Raw genomic sequence first — 17144 nt, 5'->3', positions numbered from 1 at the left:
CGGCAGCTCTCCAGGCGCGACACGAACGGGTGAAGCAGTGGGCACACGTGTCCGCGGTCGTCTCCACCGGTAATCTCACACCTATGGCCTCACGTCCCTCGGCAGCCAAGAAGCAGCCCGCCAAGAAGGCTGCCGCTCCCGCGAAGGGTCCGGCGCGGAAGGCCCCCGCGAAGAAAGCACCGGCGAAGAAGGCGCCCGCCAAAAAAGCCGCGGTGAAGAAGGTGGCGCCACCGAGGCCGGCGCCCAGCCCGACCGGAGGCGTCTACCGCCTCGTCCGGGCCGTCTGGCTCGGCCTCGCCCATGCCGTGGGCGCGGTGTTCCGCGGGATAGGGCAGGGCGCGAAGAACCTCGACCCAGCGCACCGGAAGGACGGCGTGGCACTCCTGCTGCTCGCTCTCGGCCTGATCGTGGCCGCCGGTACCTGGTCGAACCTGCGCGGTCCTGTCGGCGACCTCGTCGAGATCATCGTGACCGGCGCCTTCGGCCGGCTCGACCTGCTCGTGCCGATACTGCTCGCGGTCATCGCCGTACGGTTCATCCGGCACCCCGAGAAGCCCGAGGCCAACGGCCGGATCGTGATCGGTCTGTCGGCGCTCGTCATCGGCGTGCTCGGCCAGGTCCACATCGCTTGTGGCTCACCGGCCCGCAGCGACGGCATGCAGGCGATAAGGGACGCCGGCGGCCTCATCGGCTGGGGAGCAGCCACCCCGCTGACGTACACCATGGGCGAGGTCCTCGCCGTACCGCTGCTCGTGCTGCTGACGGTCTTCGGGCTGCTCGTCGTCACGGCCACCCCGGTCAACGCCATTCCACGGCGGCTGCGGGAGCTCGGTGTGCGGCTCGGGATCCTCCCGGAACCGGTGGAGGACGAACTCGGCGAGGACGACGAGCGCTACGACGAGCAGTGGCGCGAGGCGCTGCCCCCGCGTGGGCGCAGGCGAGGTCCCGCGCCCGAGTCGTACGACCCCGACGGAGCGGAGCAGCAGGCCCTCACGCAGCGTCGTGGGCGCCCCCGCCGGTCGGCGGTGCCGCAGCCCGCGATGGACCGGCAGATGGACGCCGTGGACATCGCCGCGGCCGCCGCGGCGGATCTGGACGGCGTCGTCATGCACGGCCTGCCGCCCTCGCCGCTGGTCGCCGACCTCACCCACGGCGTGAGCGTGGGCGACCGGGTGGAGACGACCCCCGTACCCACTCCGGTCCCGGCCGCGCGGCCCAAGCAGGAGACGCGCCCGAAGCAGGACAAGCTCAAGGTCGAGGTCGCCGACCTCACCAAGCCCGCCCCCGAGGCTCCGAGCGAACTGCCCCCGCGCGCGGAGCAGCTCCAGCTGTCCGGCGACATCACCTACGCGCTGCCCTCCCTCGATCTCCTGGAGCGTGGTGGCCCCGGCAAGGCGCGCAGCGCGGCCAACGACGCCATAGTGGCCTCGCTGACGAACGTCTTCACGGAGTTCAAGGTCGACGCCGCCGTCACCGGCTTCACGCGCGGGCCGACGGTCACGCGCTACGAGGTCGAACTCGGGCCCGCCGTGAAGGTCGAGCGGATCACCGCGCTGGCCAAGAACATCGCGTACGCCGTCGCCAGCCCCGACGTGCGGATCATCAGCCCGATCCCCGGCAAGTCCGCGGTCGGCATCGAGATCCCCAACACCGACCGGGAGATGGTCAACCTCGGTGACGTGCTGCGGCTCGCGGCGGCCGCCGAGGACGAGCACCCCATGCTGGTCGCGCTCGGCAAGGACGTCGAGGGCGGCTATGTCATGGCCAACCTCGCGAAGATGCCGCACGTGCTCGTCGCCGGAGCCACCGGTTCCGGTAAGTCGTCGTGCATTAACTGCTTGATCACTTCCATCATGGTCCGCGCGACCCCCGAGGACGTGCGCATGGTCCTCGTCGACCCCAAGCGCGTGGAGCTGACGGCCTATGAGGGCATCCCGCACCTGATCACGCCGATCATCACCAACCCGAAGCGGGCCGCCGAGGCGCTCCAGTGGGTCGTACGGGAGATGGACCTTCGCTACGACGACCTGGCCGCGTACGGCTTCCGGCACATCGACGACTTCAACGAGGCCATCAGGAACGGCAAGGTCAAACTGCCCGAGGGCAGTGAGCGGGAGCTCCAGCCGTACCCGTACCTGCTGGTGATCGTCGACGAGCTCGCCGACCTGATGATGGTCGCCCCGCGGGACGTCGAGGACGCGATCGTGCGGATCACGCAGCTCGCGCGCGCGGCCGGCATCCACCTGGTGCTCGCCACCCAGCGGCCGTCGGTGGACGTCGTCACCGGTCTGATCAAGGCCAACGTGCCCTCGCGGCTCGCCTTCGCCACGTCCTCGCTCGCCGACTCGCGGGTCATCCTAGACCAGCCGGGCGCCGAGAAGCTGATCGGCAAGGGCGACGGGCTGTTCCTGCCGATGGGCGCCAACAAGCCCACCCGTATGCAGGGTGCCTTCGTGACCGAGGACGAGGTCGCGGCGATCGTCCAGCACTGCAAGGACCAGATGGCGCCGGTCTTCCGGGACGACGTCGTCGTGGGCACCAAGCAGAAGAAGGAGATCGACGAGGAGATCGGCGACGACCTCGACCTGCTGTGCCAGGCGGCCGAGCTGGTCGTCTCCACGCAGTTCGGGTCGACCTCCATGCTCCAGCGAAAGCTGCGGGTCGGGTTCGCGAAGGCGGGTCGGCTGATGGACCTGATGGAGTCCCGGGGCATCGTCGGGCCCAGCGAGGGATCCAAGGCTCGTGACGTTCTTGTGAAGGCTGACGAACTGGACGGAGTGCTCGCGGTCATCCGCGGGGAGGCTTGATGAGAGCCCGGAGCGGGTGCGGCCACCGATGTTCGATCGTGACTCACCCGTAAGGGATCATCGAGCAACCGTTTCCCTTCGTCGTACGTCAAGTTGAGGGAAGCGAAAAGCTGCTGCCCCGCCATCGGTGTGTTCGGCCATTCCGATGGCGTACAAAGTCCCACCGCCCGGTTGCCCCACTCTTTCGCACCCCCCCTAGACTGAACCCCCAGCACAGGTGGCTATACGCTCGAAAGGCGCCCCCGTGTCCATCGGCAACTCCCCTGAAGACGAGCGTCCGTTCGAAGACGACCGGCAGGAAGCCCGCCTCTCCGTCGGCCACGCCCTGAAACAGGCGCGGATCGCGGCCGGGCTGACCGTCGACGACGTCAGCAACGCCACCAGGGTCCGTATCGCCATCGTGCATGCCATCGAGGCGGACGACTTCGCCCCCTGCGGTGGCGATGTGTATGCCCGGGGCCACATCCGGACCCTGGCCAAGGCCGTCCACCTGGATCCGGCTCCCCTGCTGGACCAGTACGCCGCCGATCACGGCGGCGGGCGTCCGGCCCCGACCCCGGCCGCCCCGCTGTTCGAGGCGGAGCGCATCCGTCCCGAGCGCCGCGGGCCCAACTGGACCGCGGCCATGGTCGCCGCGATCGTCGCCGTGGTCGGCTTCGTAGGGTTCACCGCCTTCAAGGGCGGCGACGACGGCGGGACGACGCAGGTCGCCGACGGCACCACGCCCGCCACGAGCAAGTCCCCGACGCCCAAGTCCGACAAGACCCCCGAGAGCCCGAAGCCCACGCCGTCGGACAGCGCCATCGCGGCGGCGCCCCAGGACAAGGTGACCGTCCAGGTCAGCGCCGCCGACGGAAAGAGCTGGATCCTCGCCAAGGACCACAACGGCCGGACCCTCTTCGACGGGCTGCTCACCCAGGGCAACAGCAAGACCTTCCAGGACAGCGACAAGATCAACCTCGTCCTCGGCGACGCCGGGGCGATCCAGCTGTACGTGAACGGCAAGAAGATCGACGACGACTGGCAGCCCGGAGCCGTGGAACGCCTGACGTACACGAAGGGCGACCCGCAGGTCGGCTAGACATCTGTTCGGTTTCTATCGCGAAGGGGTTGGCCGGGATCGGCCAACCCCTTCGACGTGGGGTGTCAGTGGGACGAAGTAGTCTTGAGCCCATGCCTGAACGCCGTACCGTCGCACTCGTCACTCTTGGCTGCGCCCGCAACGAGGTGGACTCGGAGGAGCTCGCAGGCCGTTTGGAGGCGGACGGCTGGGATCTCGTGGAGGACGCCGCAGACGCGGATGTCGCCGTCGTCAACACCTGTGGCTTCGTCGAGGCCGCCAAGAAGGACTCCGTCGACGCCCTCCTGGAGGCCAACGACCTCAAGGGCCACGGCAGAACCCAGGCCGTCGTGGCGGTGGGCTGCATGGCCGAGCGGTACGGCAAGGACCTCGCCGAGGCCCTGCCGGAAGCGGACGGCGTGCTCGGCTTCGACGACTACGCCGACATCTCCGACCGGCTCCAGACGATCCTCAGCGGTGGCATCCACGCCGCGCACACCCCGCGCGACCGGCGCAAGCTCCTGCCGATCAGCCCCTCCCAGCGCCAGGAGTCGGCGGCGTCCGTCGCGCTGCCCGGACACGCGCCGGCCGCCGAAGCCCCCGAGGCGGCACCCGCCGACCTTCCTGAAGGGCTCGCTCCGGCCTCCGGCCCCCGTGCGCCCCTGCGCCGCCGTCTGGACGGCTCCCCGGTCGCCTCGGTGAAGCTCGCCTCCGGCTGCGACCGGCGCTGCTCCTTCTGCGCCATCCCGTCCTTCCGCGGCTCCTTCATCTCCCGCCGCCCCTCGGACGTCCTCAACGAGACGCGCTGGCTGGCCGAGCAGGGCGTCAAGGAGATCATGCTGGTCTCCGAGAACAACACGTCGTACGGCAAGGACCTCGGAGACATCCGCCTCCTCGAGTCCCTCCTGCCCGAGCTCGCCGAGGTCGACGGTCTCGAACGCGTACGGGTCAGCTACCTCCAGCCCGCCGAGATGCGGCCCGGCCTGATCGACGTGCTCACCTCCACCCCCAAGGTGGTGCCGTACTTCGACCTGTCCTTCCAGCACTCCGCTCCCGACGTGCTGCGCGCCATGCGCCGCTTCGGCGACACCGACCGCTTCCTGGAACTGCTCGACACCATCCGCGGCAAGGCCCCCGAGGCCGGCGTGCGCTCCAACTTCATCGTGGGCTTCCCCGGTGAGACCGAGGCCGACCTCGCCGAGCTGGAGCGGTTCCTGAACGGCGCGCGACTGGACGCCATCGGTGTCTTCGGGTACTCCGACGAGGAGGGCACCGAAGCGGCGACGTACGAGAACAAGCTGGACGAGGACCTTGTCGCCGAGCGTCTGGCGCGTGTCTCCCGGCTCGCCGAGGAACTCGTCTCGCAGCGCGCCGAGGAGCGCGTCGGCGAGACCGTGCACGTGCTGGTCGAGTCCATCGACGAGGAGGGTGTGTACGGCCGCGGCGCGCACCAGGCGCCGGAGACCGACGGCCAGGTGCTGCTCACGAGCGGCGAAGGTCTGAGTGTCGGTCGTATGGTCGAGGCGAAGGTGGTCGGTACCGAAGGTGTCGACCTGGTGGCCGAGCCGCTCGACGGCTCGCGCGCGTGTAGTGAGGAGGCGGGCAGATGACCGGAGTTCCGGCGTCCGCTGCGGGTGGCCCTTCCGCCGCGAAGGGCGGACCGGCGGGCGCGGTCTCGGGCGCCGCGTCCGGCGCGGCACCGAGCACTCCCTCGGACCTGGTCTCCGGTACGGCTGCCGAGGTGCGCGCCGGTGCCGTCCCCGGAGTGGGGGTCGTGGCCGGAGCGGCTTCGGAGGCCGACGTCGACTCCGGCGCGAAGCCCGCGCGCGGGGGGAAGATCACGGCCGCGGCCATCAATCAGGCCAGCGTCTGGAACATCGCCAATCTGCTGACCATGCTCCGGCTGGTCCTCGTGCCCGGCTTCGTCGCCCTGATGCTGGCCGACGGCGGACACGACCCCGCGTGGCGCTCGTTCGCCTGGGCGGCCTTCGCGGTCGCCATGATCACCGACCTGTTCGACGGTCACCTGGCGCGCGCCTATAACCTCGTCACGGACTTCGGGAAGATCGCCGACCCCATCGCCGACAAGGCGATCATGGGGGCGGCGCTGATCTGTCTCTCCGGACTCGGCGACCTGCCCTGGTGGGTGACGATCGTCATCCTCGGCAGGGAACTGGGCATCACCCTGCTGCGTTTCCTCGTCATCCGGTACGGCGTGATCCCGGCGAGCCGGGGCGGCAAGCTCAAGACCCTCGGCCAGGGCATCGCCGTAGGGATGTACATCCTGGCGCTGACGGGGTGGCTGGCCACCGCGAGGTTCTGGGTGATGGCCGTGGCGGTCGTGCTGACCGTCGCGACCGGACTCGACTATGTGAGACAGGCCATTGTCCTGCGCAGGCAGGGAATCGCCGAGCGCAAGGCGGCGTTGGAGGAGACGGAAGCGTGAATTCCCCGGCCGCTCAAGTGGTGCAACTACTCACCGTGAAGGGTCAGACGCTCGCGGTCGCCGAGTCGCTCACCGGCGGGTTGGTTGCGGCGGAAATCACAGCGGCTCCCGGCGCGTCCCAGGCGTTCCGGGGGTCGGTGACCGCCTACGCCACCGAACTGAAGCATGAGCTGCTGGGTGTCGACGCCACCCTGCTGGACCAGCGAGGTGCAGTGGATCCGCAGGTCGCGGCCCAGATGGCGGCTGGAGTGCGCAAGGCACTCGGCGCCGACTGGGGCATCGCGACCACCGGAGTCGCGGGCCCCGAACCGCAGGACGGCAAGCCCGTCGGAACGGTTTTCGTGGCTGTCGACGGGCCCTCCGCGGGCGCGTCCGAGGCAACGGATGGCGGGAAAGTGACCGCGCTGCGGTTGAACGGCGACCGCGCGGAAATTCGTATGGAGAGTGTACGGAGCGTACTCGCACTCCTCCTGGAGGAGCTCGCGAGCGAACAGACCGGGAATGAGCGGGCACAGGATACGGAACGGAACGGGGGGTTTTGATGTTTGCAGCCCTGAGTGAACACGACATCGCTCCCCGCACGGCCGCGGCGCAAGGCGGTACGGTGGGGCGTGAAGGATGCGGCTACGCGGTCCGAGGAGGGAGCCACCGATGATTCTGCTCCGTCGCCTGCTGGGTGACGTGCTGCGTCGGCAGCGCCAGCGCCAGGGCCGTACTCTGCGCGAAGTCTCCTCGTCCGCCCGAGTCTCACTCGGCTATCTCTCCGAGGTGGAGCGGGGGCAGAAGGAGGCTTCCTCCGAACTGCTCTCCGCGATCTGCGACGCGTTGGACGTACGGATGTCCGAGCTCATGCGGGAAGTGAGCGACGAGCTCGCCCTCGCCGAGCTGGCCCAGTCTGCTGCGGCCACCCCCCGCGAGCCCGTACCGGCGCCCGTGCGCCCGATGCTGGGTTCTGTGTCGGTGAAGGGTGTGCCACCGGAACGAGTGACCATCAAGGCGCCGAGCGAAGCGGTGGACGTCGTAGCGGCGTGACGCTCGCGCTCGGTGTGCCATCGCTGATGGCTCGCCGAGAGGAAGTCTGCGAGGCCCCGGACGGGTTTCTCCAGCTGGTCTGGAGAGGCGCCGGTCGGGGTTTTCGTGCATCTTGGAGCGACGGCCGCGCCGATGCGTCCGTGTGCCCTTGGTGCGCCCTCCCCGCCGAATGGGGCGGCCGTCTAGCGTCCGGGCTGGAGGTGGCTGCATGGCGGGGCCGACAGTACGCCGGGGGATGGCTCTCGGGCTCGGGGCACTGTGGTGGTGCGCTGTGGCGCGGCTGGTGCTGGTCCCGGACGCTGGGGTGCTCGAAGGCGCGGTCGTGGCCGGTGGGTGGGGGCTGAGCCTGCTGCCGGTGCACTGTGTGCCGAAGGCGCGGGCCGCGGGGGCCGTCGCCGCCGGGCGGTGGCGTCAGGCGTGGCGGGCGGGGAGACCTGAGGGGGCGGTCGTGCACGCCGCGGAGGCCGGGGATGATGCTGCGGAGGCCGGGGATGAGGGTGCGGCTACCACGGCATCGCCACCCCGCCGTTCGGGCGGAGGATCTGGCCCGTCGTGAAGGACGAGGCGTCGCAGGCCAGGTAGAGCACGGCGTGGGCGATGTCCTCCGGTTCGCCCACGCGCTTGAGCGGGGACATGCGGGACATGAGCGCCTCGGTGCGGGCCTGGGCCACCTCGTCGTGGCGGTCGGTCATGGGGGTGCGGATCCAGCCGGGGGCGACGGCGTTGACCCGGATGCCGTAGCCGCCGACCTCGGTGGCCAGGGTCTTGGTGAGCTGGACCACGGCTGCCTTGGCCGCGCCGTAGCAGAGCAGGCCGGGGCCGCCCGTGTCCACGGCGCCGGAGGCCATCGTGACGATGCTCCCTCTCGTCTTCCGCTCGATCATCAGGCGGGCCGCTTCCTGGCAGGCGTGGAGCACACCCTTGAAGTTGACGTTCAGGACACGGTCGAGGTCCTCGTCCGTCGTCTCCAGGACCGGGCTGCTGTGCATGATCCCGGCGACCGCGGCCAGCACGTCCAGGTGCTCGCAGGAGGCGATGGCCTCACGGAGCTGTTCGCGGTCGGTGACGTCGAGGGGGTGGGCGTGCACGGTGCCGCCGGCGTCCTTGATCAAGGACGCCGTCTCGTGCAGTCCCGACGCGTCGAGATCGGCGCCGTGGACGGTGGCGCCCGCTTCGGCGAGCAGGACGGCACTCGCGCGGCCGATGCCACTGGCGGCGCCGGTGACGAACGCGGTGCGTCCGGTGAGGTCGTACGCGCTGACGGCCATGGAGCGACCGTACGAGCGTTTCTGACGGGGCGTCAATTGGTCGTACGGCGTGGGGTTCTGGGGGTGCCTTCGCCCGGTGCCCTGCGGTGTGGGGCCGGGGTCGGGCCGGTCTGGCAGTGCGGGCACCAGTACGTGGGGCGTTCTCGGGAGCCGTCGCCCTGGTCGGCGACGCGGATGGAGGTGTGGCAGCGCAGGCACGGGCGGGGGGCGCGGCCGTAGACGAACAGGTCGTTGCCGCGGCGGCCGGTCGTGGGGGTCGTGCCGGTCGTCCTGCGGATCGGGCGGTCGCGGTTGGCCTCCAGGAGTTTCTTGGCGAGCGCGGGGAGCTGTGCGGCGCGGTCTGCGGGGAGGGCGCCGACGGGGAGCCAGGGGGTGACGCCGAGCAGGAAGCAGAGTTCGCTCTTGTAGACATTGCCGATGCCCGCGAGATTGCGCTGGTCGAGGAGGGCCTCGCCGAGGGGGCGGGCCGGGTCCTGGAGCAGGTTGGCGAGGGCGCGCTCGGGGTCCCAGTCCGGGCCGAGGAGGTCGGGGCCGAGGTGGCCGACGGCCTTGTGCTCGTCCGCGGTGCGGATCAGTTCGAGGACGGGGAGGCGGTAGCCGACGGCTGTGCGGTCGGTGTTGGCCAGGATCGCGCGGATCTGGTGGGCGGGGCCGCCTGTCCAGCGCTGGTTCTCCGCGTAGACCTTCCAGGAGCCGTCCATGCGGAGGTGGGAGTGGAGGGTCAGGCCGCCTTCGATGCGGGTAAGGAGGTGTTTGCCGCGAGGGGTGACGTCCAGGACCCTGCGGCCTGTGAGGTCGGCTGTGGCGTACTTCGGCACCCTGAGGTCGCTGCGGGTCAGCACCTTGTCCGCGAGGGCTGTGTGCAGGCGCTTGGCGGCTTGCCAGACGGTGTCTCCTTCGGGCATGGGTCAAGGGTGGCATGGTGCGGCTGGTGGGCGCGGGTGGCGGGTTCGTTCTCGGCCTCGGCTTCGCCTTCGGCCGGTGTGGTCCCACCCGCACCACCCGTGCGACATTCGTGGTCGGGTGCGGGTGGCCCCTGTGGGGCGTGCTCGCCGTCGGCGGCTCCGGGGGGCGCGGTGGGGCGTTCGTGGGGTGGTCGCGCTCCTGTGGTGGCCGGGGGCCGGGGGCCGGTGCGCTGGGTGGGTGCTGGCGTTCGTGAGGCGCGGGGCCGCGCCGCGTCCCGCCCTCCCCCGGGCCGGGCGCGGGGCTGCGGCGACAGGGGTCAGGGTGCTGTGAGGTGTGGGGGAGTCAGGCGCGTAGCCGCAGACCCCGTGGGGTGGCGATGAAGCCCGCTGTTTCCAGGAGGGCGCCCAGGGGGGAGGTCAGGGCTGCGGTGCCGTTGACGCGTTCCACTGTGACGGTGCCCAGCGAACCGGCCTTGGCGGCTGCGGCGAGGGCCTCGGACGCCGTGCGGAGGCGGGGATCGTCGGTGGGGGTGGTGTCGGGAGCGGAGGGCCAGGCCAGCAGGGTCTTGCCGCCCCGCTCCATGTAGAGGGTGAGCTCGCCGTCCACGAGGACCACGAGGGAGCCCGCCTTGCGGCCCGGCTTGTGCCCTGCCTCGGTCGGGGGGTCGGGCCAGGGGAGGGCGGCGCCGTAGGCGTTGGCGGGGTCGGCTGCGGCGAGGACCACGGCTCGGGAGGCGTCGGAGGCGGTCTGCCTGCGGTTGCCGAAGCCGGAATCGTACGAGGGGGTGCCCTGCCAGTGCTGGGGGGTGGGCTGGGGTGGGTAGTCGCGCGGTGAGACGTACTCGTCGCGGGAGGCGGGGGACGCGGCGGGCGGGGAACCGAAAGTGGGGGCCGGGTCGGCTTCCTGGCCGGGGCCGTCGGGGTGGTCGAAGGCGCGGGTCCAGTCCCAGTCCTCGGTCGGGGGGTCGCCTTGGGCGCGGTCGTGGGTTGCCCCGGGGGCGTCGGGTGCCACATCCGAAGTCCAGATGTCGGGAGCGGCGGCCTCCGGCAGCGGCTCGCCGCGGTCGCGGGCGTTGGACACCGCGCGGAGACGGTCGACCGCGCCGTCCATGGCGAACTGGGCGGCGCCGAGACCCTCCACGACATACCCGCGGCGGGCCTGGCCACTGTCCTCGAAGGCGGAGAGGATGCGGTACGTCGCCGAGAAGCCGCCCTCCACACCCTCCGCCGACACGGCTCCCCGGGTGACCACTCCGTGCCGGTCGAGGAGGGTCCGGGCCAGGGCGTGGGCGCGCACGGTCGGGTCGGCCTCGCGGGCCGGGAGCAGGGACCAGCGGCCGGCGACGGTCGGCGGGCCGGTGCGGGAGGCGGGGCGGGCGGCCGAGGTGAGGGAGCCGTAGCGGCCGCGGGGGATCGTACGTTTGGCGCGGTGGGCGGTGGCACCGGCGGTGCGGCCGGAGCCCAGCAGGGAGCGCATGGGGGTGAGGGTGTCGTTGGTGAGCCGCCCGGACCAGGCCAGGTCCCATACGGCGTCGGCGAGTTGGGGATCGGTGGCGTCGGGGTGGGTGGTGGCGCGGACCTGGTCGGCGATCTGACGGAAGAACAGGCCGTAGCCGCCGGTGAGGGTGTCCAGGACGGACTGGTGGAGCGCCGTCAGCTCCAGGGGGTGGGGCGGTGGCAGCAGGAGGGGGGCCGCGTCCGCCAGGTACAGGGAGACCCAGCCGTCCTTGCCCGGGAGCGCGCCCGCTCCGGCCCACACGATCTCTCCGGCGGCGGTGAGCTCGTCGAGCATGGCCGGGGTGTAGTTCATGACGCGTGACGGCAGGACGAGTTTCTCCAGGGCGGAGGCGGGCACGGAGGCGCCCTGCAACTGCTCTACGGCACGCACCAGCCCGTCGATGCCGCGCAGGGAGTGGCCCTTGCCGATGTGCTGCCACTGTGGCAGGAACTGGGCCAGGGCCGATGGCGGCACCGGTTCGAGTTCGTGCCGCAGGGCCGCCAGGGAGCGGCGGCGCAGGCGGCGGAGCACGGTCGCGTCACACCACTCCTGGCCGATGCCCGCCGGGTGGAACTCTCCCTGGACCACACGTCCGCTCGCGGCCAGGCGCTGCAACGCACCCTCGGTGACCGCCGTGCCCAGGCCGAAGCGGGCGGCGGCCGTCGCCGAGGTGAAAGGGCCGTGGGTGCGGGCGTAGCGCGCGAGGAGGTCACCCAGAGGGTCCTTGACCGGTTCGGTGAAAGCCTCCGGGACGCCGACCGGCAGCGCTGTGCCGAGGGCGTCGCGCAGGCGCCCCGCGTCCTCGATCGCCGCCCAGTGGTCGGCGCCGCCGACCCGGACCTTGATCGCCCGACGGGCTCGGGCGAGTTCTTGCGCCCACTGTGGTTCGGCGCCGCGCTCGGCCAGCTCCGCGTCCGTGAGCGGGCCGAGGACGCGGAGGATGTCCGCGACGCCCTCGACGTCCTTGACCCGGCGGTCCTCGGCGAGCCACTGGAGCTCGCGCTCCAGCTCGGTCAGCACCTCGGCGTCGAGCAGTTCGCGCAGCTCCGCCTGGCCCAGCAGCTCGGCCAGCAGACGCGAGTCCAGCGAGAGGGCCGCCGCCCGGCGCTCGGCGAGGGGCGAGTCACCCTCGTACAGGAACTGGGCGACATAGCCGAAGAGGAGGGAGCGGGCGAAGGGGGAGGGCTCGGGGGTGGTGACCTCGACCAGGCGGACCCTGCGGGACTCCAGGTCGCCCATGAGCTCGACGAGACCGGGGACGTCGAAGACGTCCTGGAGGCACTCGCGGACCGCCTCCAGGACGATCGGGAACGAACCGAACTCGCTCGCCACCTGGAGCAGTTGCGACGCACGCTGGCGCTGCTGCCACAAGGGCGTGCGCTTACCGGGGTTGCGGCGCGGCAGCAGGAGCGCCCGGGCGGCGCATTCGCGGAAGCGGGCGGCGAACAGGGCCGAGCCGCCGACCTGGTCGGTGACGGTCTGGTCGACCTCGCCCTTGTCGAAGACGACGTCCGCGGCGCCCACCGGAGCCTGCTCGGCGTCGTACTCGGTGCCGCTCCTGGTCGGTTCCCGGTCGAGGAGGTCCAGGCTCATCATGTCGGCGTCGGGCAGTCGCAGGACGATGCCGTCGTCGGCGTGCATGACCTGGGCGTCCATGCCGTAGCGCTCGGAGAGCTTGGCGCCGAGGGCGAGGGCCCAGGGTGCGTGGACCTGGGCGCCGAAGGGGGAGTGGACGACGACCCGCCAGTCGCCGAGTTCGTCCCGGAAGCGCTCCACGACGATCGTCCGGTCGTCCGGGACATGGCCGCAGGCCTCGCGCTGCTCGTCCAGGTACGAGATGACGTTGTCCGCCGCCCATGCGTCCAGGCCCGCCGTGAGGAGGCGCAGGCGGGCGTCCTCCTTGGGCAGGGAACCGACCTCGCGGAGGAACGCGCCCACCGCGCGGCCCAGCTCGAGGGGGCGGCCCAGCTGGTCGCCCTTCCAGAAGGGGAGCCTGCCGGGGACGCCGGGGGCGGGGGAGACCAGGACGCGGTCGCGGGTGATGTCCTCGATGCGCCAGGAGCTGGTGCCAAGGGTGAACACGTCCCCGACGCGGGACTCGTAGACCATCTCCTCGTCGAGCTCGCCGACCCTTCCGCCGCCCTTCTTCGGGTCGGAGCCGGCCAGGAAGACGCCGAAGAGGCCGCGGTCGGGGATCGTGCCGCCGGAGGTGACGGCGAGGCGCTGGGCGCCGGGGCGGCCGGTGATCGTGCCGGCGATCCGGTCCCAGACCACGCGCGGGCGCAGTTCGGCGAAGGCGTCGGAGGGATAACGGCCCGCGAGCATGTCGAGGACCGCGGTGAAGGCGGACTCGGGGAGGGAGGCGAAGGGGGCCGCCCTGCGGACCGTGGCGAGGAGGTCGTCGAGCTGCCAGGTGTCCATGGCGGTCATCGCGACGAGCTGCTGGGCGAGGACGTCCAGGGGGTTCGCGGGGACCTTGAGGGACTCGATGGAGCCGGTCCGCATGCGTTCCGTGACGACCGCTGCCTGGACCAGGTCGCCTCGGTACTTCGGGAAGACCACGCCGGTGGAGACGGCGCCGACCTGGTGGCCCGCGCGGCCGACACGTTGCAGGCCGGAGGCCACGGAGGGGGGCGACTCGACCTGGATCACCAGGTCCACCGCTCCCATGTCGATGCCGAGTTCGAGGCTGGAGGTGGCCACCACGGCCGGGAGCCGGCCCGCTTTGAGGTCTTCCTCGACCAGGGCGCGCTGTTCCTTGGAGACCGAGCCGTGGTGGGCCCGGGCGATGACCTGGGGTGCGCCCTGGGCCGCGCCCGAGCCGCCCATGAGTTCGGCCGGGGCGTGGTGTTCGTCAAGGGGTTCGCCGGTGGCCCGCTCGTAGGCGATCTCGTTGAGGCGGTTGCAGAGGCGTTCCGCGAGGCGGCGGGAGTTCGCGAAGACGATCGTGGAGCGGTGGGACTGGACGAGGTCGGCGATCCGCTCCTCCACGTGGGGCCAGATGGAGGGGCGTTCCGCGCCTTCGCTGCCCTCGGCGACCGGGGAGCCGCCGAGTTCACCGAGGTCTTCCACCGGGACCACGACCGAGAGGTCGAACTCCTTGCCGGACTTCGGCTGGACGATCTCCACCTTGCGCTGGGGAGAGAGGTAGCGGGCGATCTCGTCCACGGGGCGGACCGTGGCGGACAGGCCGATGCGGCGGGCCGGCTTCGGGAGGAGTTCGTCCAGGCGCTCCAGGGAGAGGGCCAGGTGGGCGCCGCGCTTGGTGCCGGCCACGGCGTGGACCTCGTCGAGGATCACTGTCTCGATGCCGGTGAGCGCGTCGCGGGTCGCCGACGTCAGCATCAGGAACAGGGATTCCGGAGTGGTGATCAGGATGTCCGGGGGGCGGGTGGCCAGGGCCCGGCGCTCGGCCGGAGGGGTGTCGCCGGAGCGGATGCCCACCTTGACCTCGGGCTCGGGCAGGCCCAGGCGGACGGATTCCTGGCGGATGCCGGTGAGGGGGCTGCGGAGGTTGCGCTCCACGTCGACGGCGAGGGCCTTGAGAGGGGAGACGTACAGGACCCGGCAGCGCTTCCTGGGGTCCGCGGGCGGGGGTGTGGAGGCCAGCTGGTCCAGAGCGGCGAGGAAGGCGGCCAGGGTCTTGCCGGAACCGGTGGGGGCGACGACGAGCACGTCCGAGCCCTCCGAGATGGCCTGCCACGCGCCGGCCTGGGCGGTGGTGGGCGCGTCGAACGCCCCCGTGAACCAGCCGCGGGTGGCGGGGGAGAAGCCGTTCAGGGCTCGGTGTGCAGGGCTGACCATGCGTCCATCCTGCACCCGAGCACTGACAATGGCCCTGACCTGCGGGTTGTCCGCGGCGGTCGGGCGAGGGACGCCGGCGGCGTCTCCTCGCTGCTTCGCCCCCTCAAGGGTGCGGGGGCCCCCACGGACCGGGGTTGCCGGACAGGCTGCCCCGGCACCCGCGGGACGGCGTCGGCGTGACAATGGGCGCATGGCGGGTTTCAGGGAGCGGGCGCGGCACCGGCGCTATGCCCAGTCGCGTACGGACGCCGACGGTGGGGACAGGCCGGACGCCGCCGTCGTACGAGACGCCCTCGGGGTCGGGGTGGCCGTCGGACTGTCCGGGTTCGCCTTCGGGGTGACCTCGGCCGGCAGCGGGCTCACGCTGACGCAGACCTGTGCGCTCAGCCTCCTGGTGTTCACCGGTGCGTCCCAGCTTGCGCTCGTGGGAGCGCTCGCGGGCGGAGCAAGCCCTCTTGCAGCGGCCGCCGGGGCCTTCTTCCTGGGGGTGCGCAACGCGTTCTACGGGCTGCGGCTGTCGCAGTTGCTTGCCCTCCCGCGCCTGATGCGCCCCTTTGCCGCCCAGTGGGTCATCGACGAGACGGCGGCCGTTTCGCTGGCTCAGCCCACGCGGCGCAGTGCGCGCATCGGGTTCGCCGTCACAGGGCTGAGTCTGTATGTGCTGTGGAATCTGACGACCTTGCTGGGTGCCCTGGGAGCCGACGCGATCGGGGACACACGCGCGTGGGGGCTGGACGCGGCCGGGCCCGCCGTCTTCCTGGCGCTTCTGGCACCCATGGTGAAGAGCGGCACCGAGCGGGTCGTGGCCGGGCTCGCCGTGCTGCTGGGGCTCGGACTGCTTCCCGTGCTGCCCGCCGGGGTGCCGGTGCTCGCGGCCGCTCTTGCTGCGCCTCTTGTCCTGTGGGTGCGAGGACGTCGTGAGCGGGCGCGGGGGGAGGGGCGGTGAACGCCTGGGTCGCCATCGGTGCCACCGTTGTCGGTTGTTACGCCGTCAAGCTCCTCGGGCTGCTCGTGCCTGCGGGCGTTCTCGACCGGCCCCTCGTGAAGCGTCTTGCCGCGTTGCTGCCGGTGGCTCTTCTGGCCGCGCTCACCGCGCAGCAGACCTTCGCCGACGGGCGGGTGCCGGTGCTCGACGCGCGGGCCGCGGGGCTTGCCGCGGCCGCCGTGGCGCTGCTCCTGCGGGCGCCGTTCCTACTGGTGGTCGCGGCCGCGGTGGTCGTGACGGCGGGGGTACGGGCGATCGGGGCGTGACGGCGGCGGTGCGGGCCGTAGGGACGCGAGAGGCCGCCGTCACGCGCGTGTGGGCGTGACCCTTGTGTCGGCTGTGTCGGCTCAGCCGACTTCGCGGCCGTATGCGCGCAGGGTCTGCAGGGCTTCGATCGTCACCATGGGGCGCGCTTCGAAGGCCGTGGTGGGTGCCCAATGGCATCGGCGCGTCGGCCAGCCGCCGTCCTCTCGCTGTTCGGCCGCGAGGAAGTCCAGCGAACGGGACATCTCGTCGTCCGTGAACCACGCGCGCGCGAGGGAGTCCGGCGCCTTCGCGTAGTCGTGCGGGAAGTGGTGCTCACCCGGGGCGTAGCCGGGAAAGGCGGGGGACGCGTCGAGGTTCGAGGGGTCCAGCGCGGCCAGACGCTGCTCGCGCACCAGGCGGCCGAGGCGGTCGGCGGTCGCCTGCGCGCGCGGGCGGTCGGGGACGGAGTCCAGGAAGGTCAGGGCGGCCTGGATCTCGTCCGGGTGGGACACCTGGAGCGACTCCACGGCCTGCCAGCAGAAGTCCGTGGCCCGGAACAGCCAGGCGTGCCACACCTCGTTGCGGTGCAGCAGACCGACCACGGGGCCGGTGGCGAGCAGTTCGCTCGGCGGGGCGTCCACGACCGGCATATAGGGGGCCGTCGGATAGCCGCGCTGGGCGGGAGTGACCGCCGGAAGGGCGCCGTCCGGGGTGGACACGGAGGTGAGATAGCGGCAGACGCGCTCCACACGTTGTCCGCCGCAGCGTCCGACGGCGTCCAGCACGCGCAGGGCGTGAGCGGTGTGCAGGGGCTGGCTGACCGGGCCGCGCAGATCCGGCTCCAGCGCGTGGCCGTAGCCGCCGTCCGCGTTGCGGTAGGCGTCCAGGGCCGTCTCCACCGGGTCGGGGCCGCCGTTCAGAAAGTGGTACGCGAACAGACGCTGTTCCAGCACACGCGCGGTGAGCCAGACGAAGTGCTCGGCGCGGAAGAGCGGGGAGTGCGCCGGTGGCGTCTGGGGGAGTGGGGAAGCTCCTGTTTCGGGCATGCGTCAGACCGTAGGGCGGAAAGCGGTCTCGGCAAGCGGTCCCGGCC

At 71.7% G+C, this 17144-nt stretch carries 13 protein-coding genes; 9 read left to right on the top strand and 4 right to left on the bottom strand.

Annotation, left to right across the window (positions count from 1 at the left end; genetic code table 11):
* Positions 1–83 precede the first annotated feature (83 nt).
* From ACZ39I_RS39100 to ACZ39I_RS39070, 7 genes are all read left to right on the top strand, one after another.
* A complete protein-coding gene (locus ACZ39I_RS39100) occupies positions 84–2807 on the top strand; it encodes a DNA translocase FtsK (RefSeq protein WP_467250104.1) in 2724 nt (907 codons plus the stop codon).
* A gap of 244 nt (positions 2808–3051) precedes the next feature.
* Positions 3052–3888 (top strand): helix-turn-helix domain-containing protein, encoded by an 837-nt coding sequence (locus ACZ39I_RS39095; protein ID WP_451477123.1) that lies wholly within the window; start codon positions 3052–3054, stop codon positions 3886–3888.
* A 92-nt stretch (positions 3889–3980) separates the two neighbouring features.
* Positions 3981–5477 carry a 30S ribosomal protein S12 methylthiotransferase RimO gene (gene rimO, locus ACZ39I_RS39090; protein WP_467250102.1) on the top strand — a complete coding sequence of 499 codons (1497 nt, stop codon included), beginning with the start codon at positions 3981–3983 and terminating at the stop codon, positions 5475–5477.
* The gene (gene pgsA, locus ACZ39I_RS39085) at positions 5474–6313 is read left to right on the top strand and encodes a CDP-diacylglycerol--glycerol-3-phosphate 3-phosphatidyltransferase (RefSeq protein ID WP_467250101.1); all 840 of its coding nucleotides are present in this window, start codon (positions 5474–5476) and stop codon (positions 6311–6313) included. The genes rimO and pgsA overlap by 4 nt, the downstream gene beginning before the upstream one ends.
* Complete coding sequence (locus tag ACZ39I_RS39080) at positions 6310–6855, top strand: CinA family protein (protein ID WP_467250099.1); 546 nt, start codon at positions 6310–6312, stop codon at positions 6853–6855. The genes pgsA and ACZ39I_RS39080 overlap by 4 nt, the downstream gene beginning before the upstream one ends.
* Before the next feature lie 109 nt (positions 6856–6964).
* Positions 6965–7345, top strand: coding sequence for a helix-turn-helix domain-containing protein (locus tag ACZ39I_RS39075; protein ID WP_352382446.1), 381 nt, complete (start codon positions 6965–6967; stop codon positions 7343–7345).
* Positions 7346–7553: 208 nt separating this feature from the next.
* Positions 7554–7901, top strand: a complete 348-nt coding sequence (locus ACZ39I_RS39070; protein WP_467250096.1) for a hypothetical protein — start codon at positions 7554–7556, stop codon at positions 7899–7901.
* On the opposite strand, the gene ACZ39I_RS39065 is transcribed toward ACZ39I_RS39070, so the two are convergent.
* The 3 genes from ACZ39I_RS39065 to ACZ39I_RS39055 form a co-directional block, all read right to left on the bottom strand.
* Positions 7849–8613 carry an SDR family NAD(P)-dependent oxidoreductase gene (locus ACZ39I_RS39065; RefSeq protein ID WP_467250094.1) on the bottom strand — a complete coding sequence of 255 codons (765 nt, stop codon included), beginning with the start codon at positions 8611–8613 and terminating at the stop codon, positions 7849–7851. The genes ACZ39I_RS39070 and ACZ39I_RS39065 overlap by 53 nt on opposite strands.
* Positions 8614–8645: 32 nt before the next feature.
* On the bottom strand, positions 8646–9518 hold the full coding sequence (locus tag ACZ39I_RS39060; protein WP_467250092.1) for an Fpg/Nei family DNA glycosylase: 873 nt from the start codon (positions 9516–9518) through the stop codon (positions 8646–8648).
* A gap of 343 nt (positions 9519–9861) precedes the next feature.
* A complete protein-coding gene (locus ACZ39I_RS39055) occupies positions 9862–14820 on the bottom strand; it encodes an ATP-dependent helicase (RefSeq protein ID WP_467250090.1) in 4959 nt (1652 codons plus the stop codon).
* 190 nt (positions 14821–15010) lie between these two features.
* Between ACZ39I_RS39055 and ACZ39I_RS39050 the strand changes: the two genes are divergently transcribed.
* Together ACZ39I_RS39050 and ACZ39I_RS39045 are read left to right on the top strand one after the other, a co-directional pair.
* Positions 15011–15766: an AzlC family ABC transporter permease gene (locus ACZ39I_RS39050; RefSeq protein ID WP_467250088.1), complete on the top strand. Its 756-nt coding sequence runs from the start codon at positions 15011–15013 to the stop codon at positions 15764–15766.
* A complete protein-coding gene (locus ACZ39I_RS39045; RefSeq protein ID WP_467250086.1) occupies positions 15763–16071 on the top strand; it encodes an AzlD domain-containing protein in 309 nt (102 codons plus the stop codon). The genes ACZ39I_RS39050 and ACZ39I_RS39045 overlap by 4 nt, the downstream gene beginning before the upstream one ends.
* An 81-nt stretch (positions 16072–16152) precedes the next feature.
* On the opposite strand, the gene ACZ39I_RS39040 is transcribed toward ACZ39I_RS39045, so the two are convergent.
* Positions 16153–17097, bottom strand: a complete 945-nt coding sequence (locus ACZ39I_RS39040; protein WP_467250084.1) for a hypothetical protein — start codon at positions 17095–17097, stop codon at positions 16153–16155.
* Positions 17098–17144: the final 47 nt, after the last annotated feature.

Source organism: Streptomyces sp. NPDC024687 (assembly GCF_055559055.1).
This window is presented reverse-complemented; position numbering and strand designations above follow the sequence as displayed.

Coding starts and splice junctions, on each gene's coding strand:
- ACZ39I_RS39100 (WP_467250104.1), top strand. CDS start 84: ATGGCCTCACGTCCCTCGGCAGCCAAGAAGCAGCCCGCCAAGAAGGCT.
- rimO (WP_467250102.1), top strand. CDS start 3,981: ATGCCTGAACGCCGTACCGTCGCACTCGTCACTCTTGGCTGCGCCCGC.
- pgsA (WP_467250101.1), top strand. CDS start 5,474: ATGACCGGAGTTCCGGCGTCCGCTGCGGGTGGCCCTTCCGCCGCGAAG.
- ACZ39I_RS39075 (WP_352382446.1), top strand. CDS start 6,965: ATGATTCTGCTCCGTCGCCTGCTGGGTGACGTGCTGCGTCGGCAGCGC.
- ACZ39I_RS39070 (WP_467250096.1), top strand. CDS start 7,554: ATGGCGGGGCCGACAGTACGCCGGGGGATGGCTCTCGGGCTCGGGGCA.
- ACZ39I_RS39065 (WP_467250094.1), bottom strand. CDS start 8,613: ATGGCCGTCAGCGCGTACGACCTCACCGGACGCACCGCGTTCGTCACC.
- ACZ39I_RS39060 (WP_467250092.1), bottom strand. CDS start 9,518: ATGCCCGAAGGAGACACCGTCTGGCAAGCCGCCAAGCGCCTGCACACA.
- ACZ39I_RS39055 (WP_467250090.1), bottom strand. CDS start 14,820: ATGGTCAGCCCTGCACACCGAGCCCTGAACGGCTTCTCCCCCGCCACC.
- ACZ39I_RS39050 (WP_467250088.1), top strand. CDS start 15,011: ATGGCGGGTTTCAGGGAGCGGGCGCGGCACCGGCGCTATGCCCAGTCG.
- ACZ39I_RS39040 (WP_467250084.1), bottom strand. CDS start 17,097: ATGCCCGAAACAGGAGCTTCCCCACTCCCCCAGACGCCACCGGCGCAC.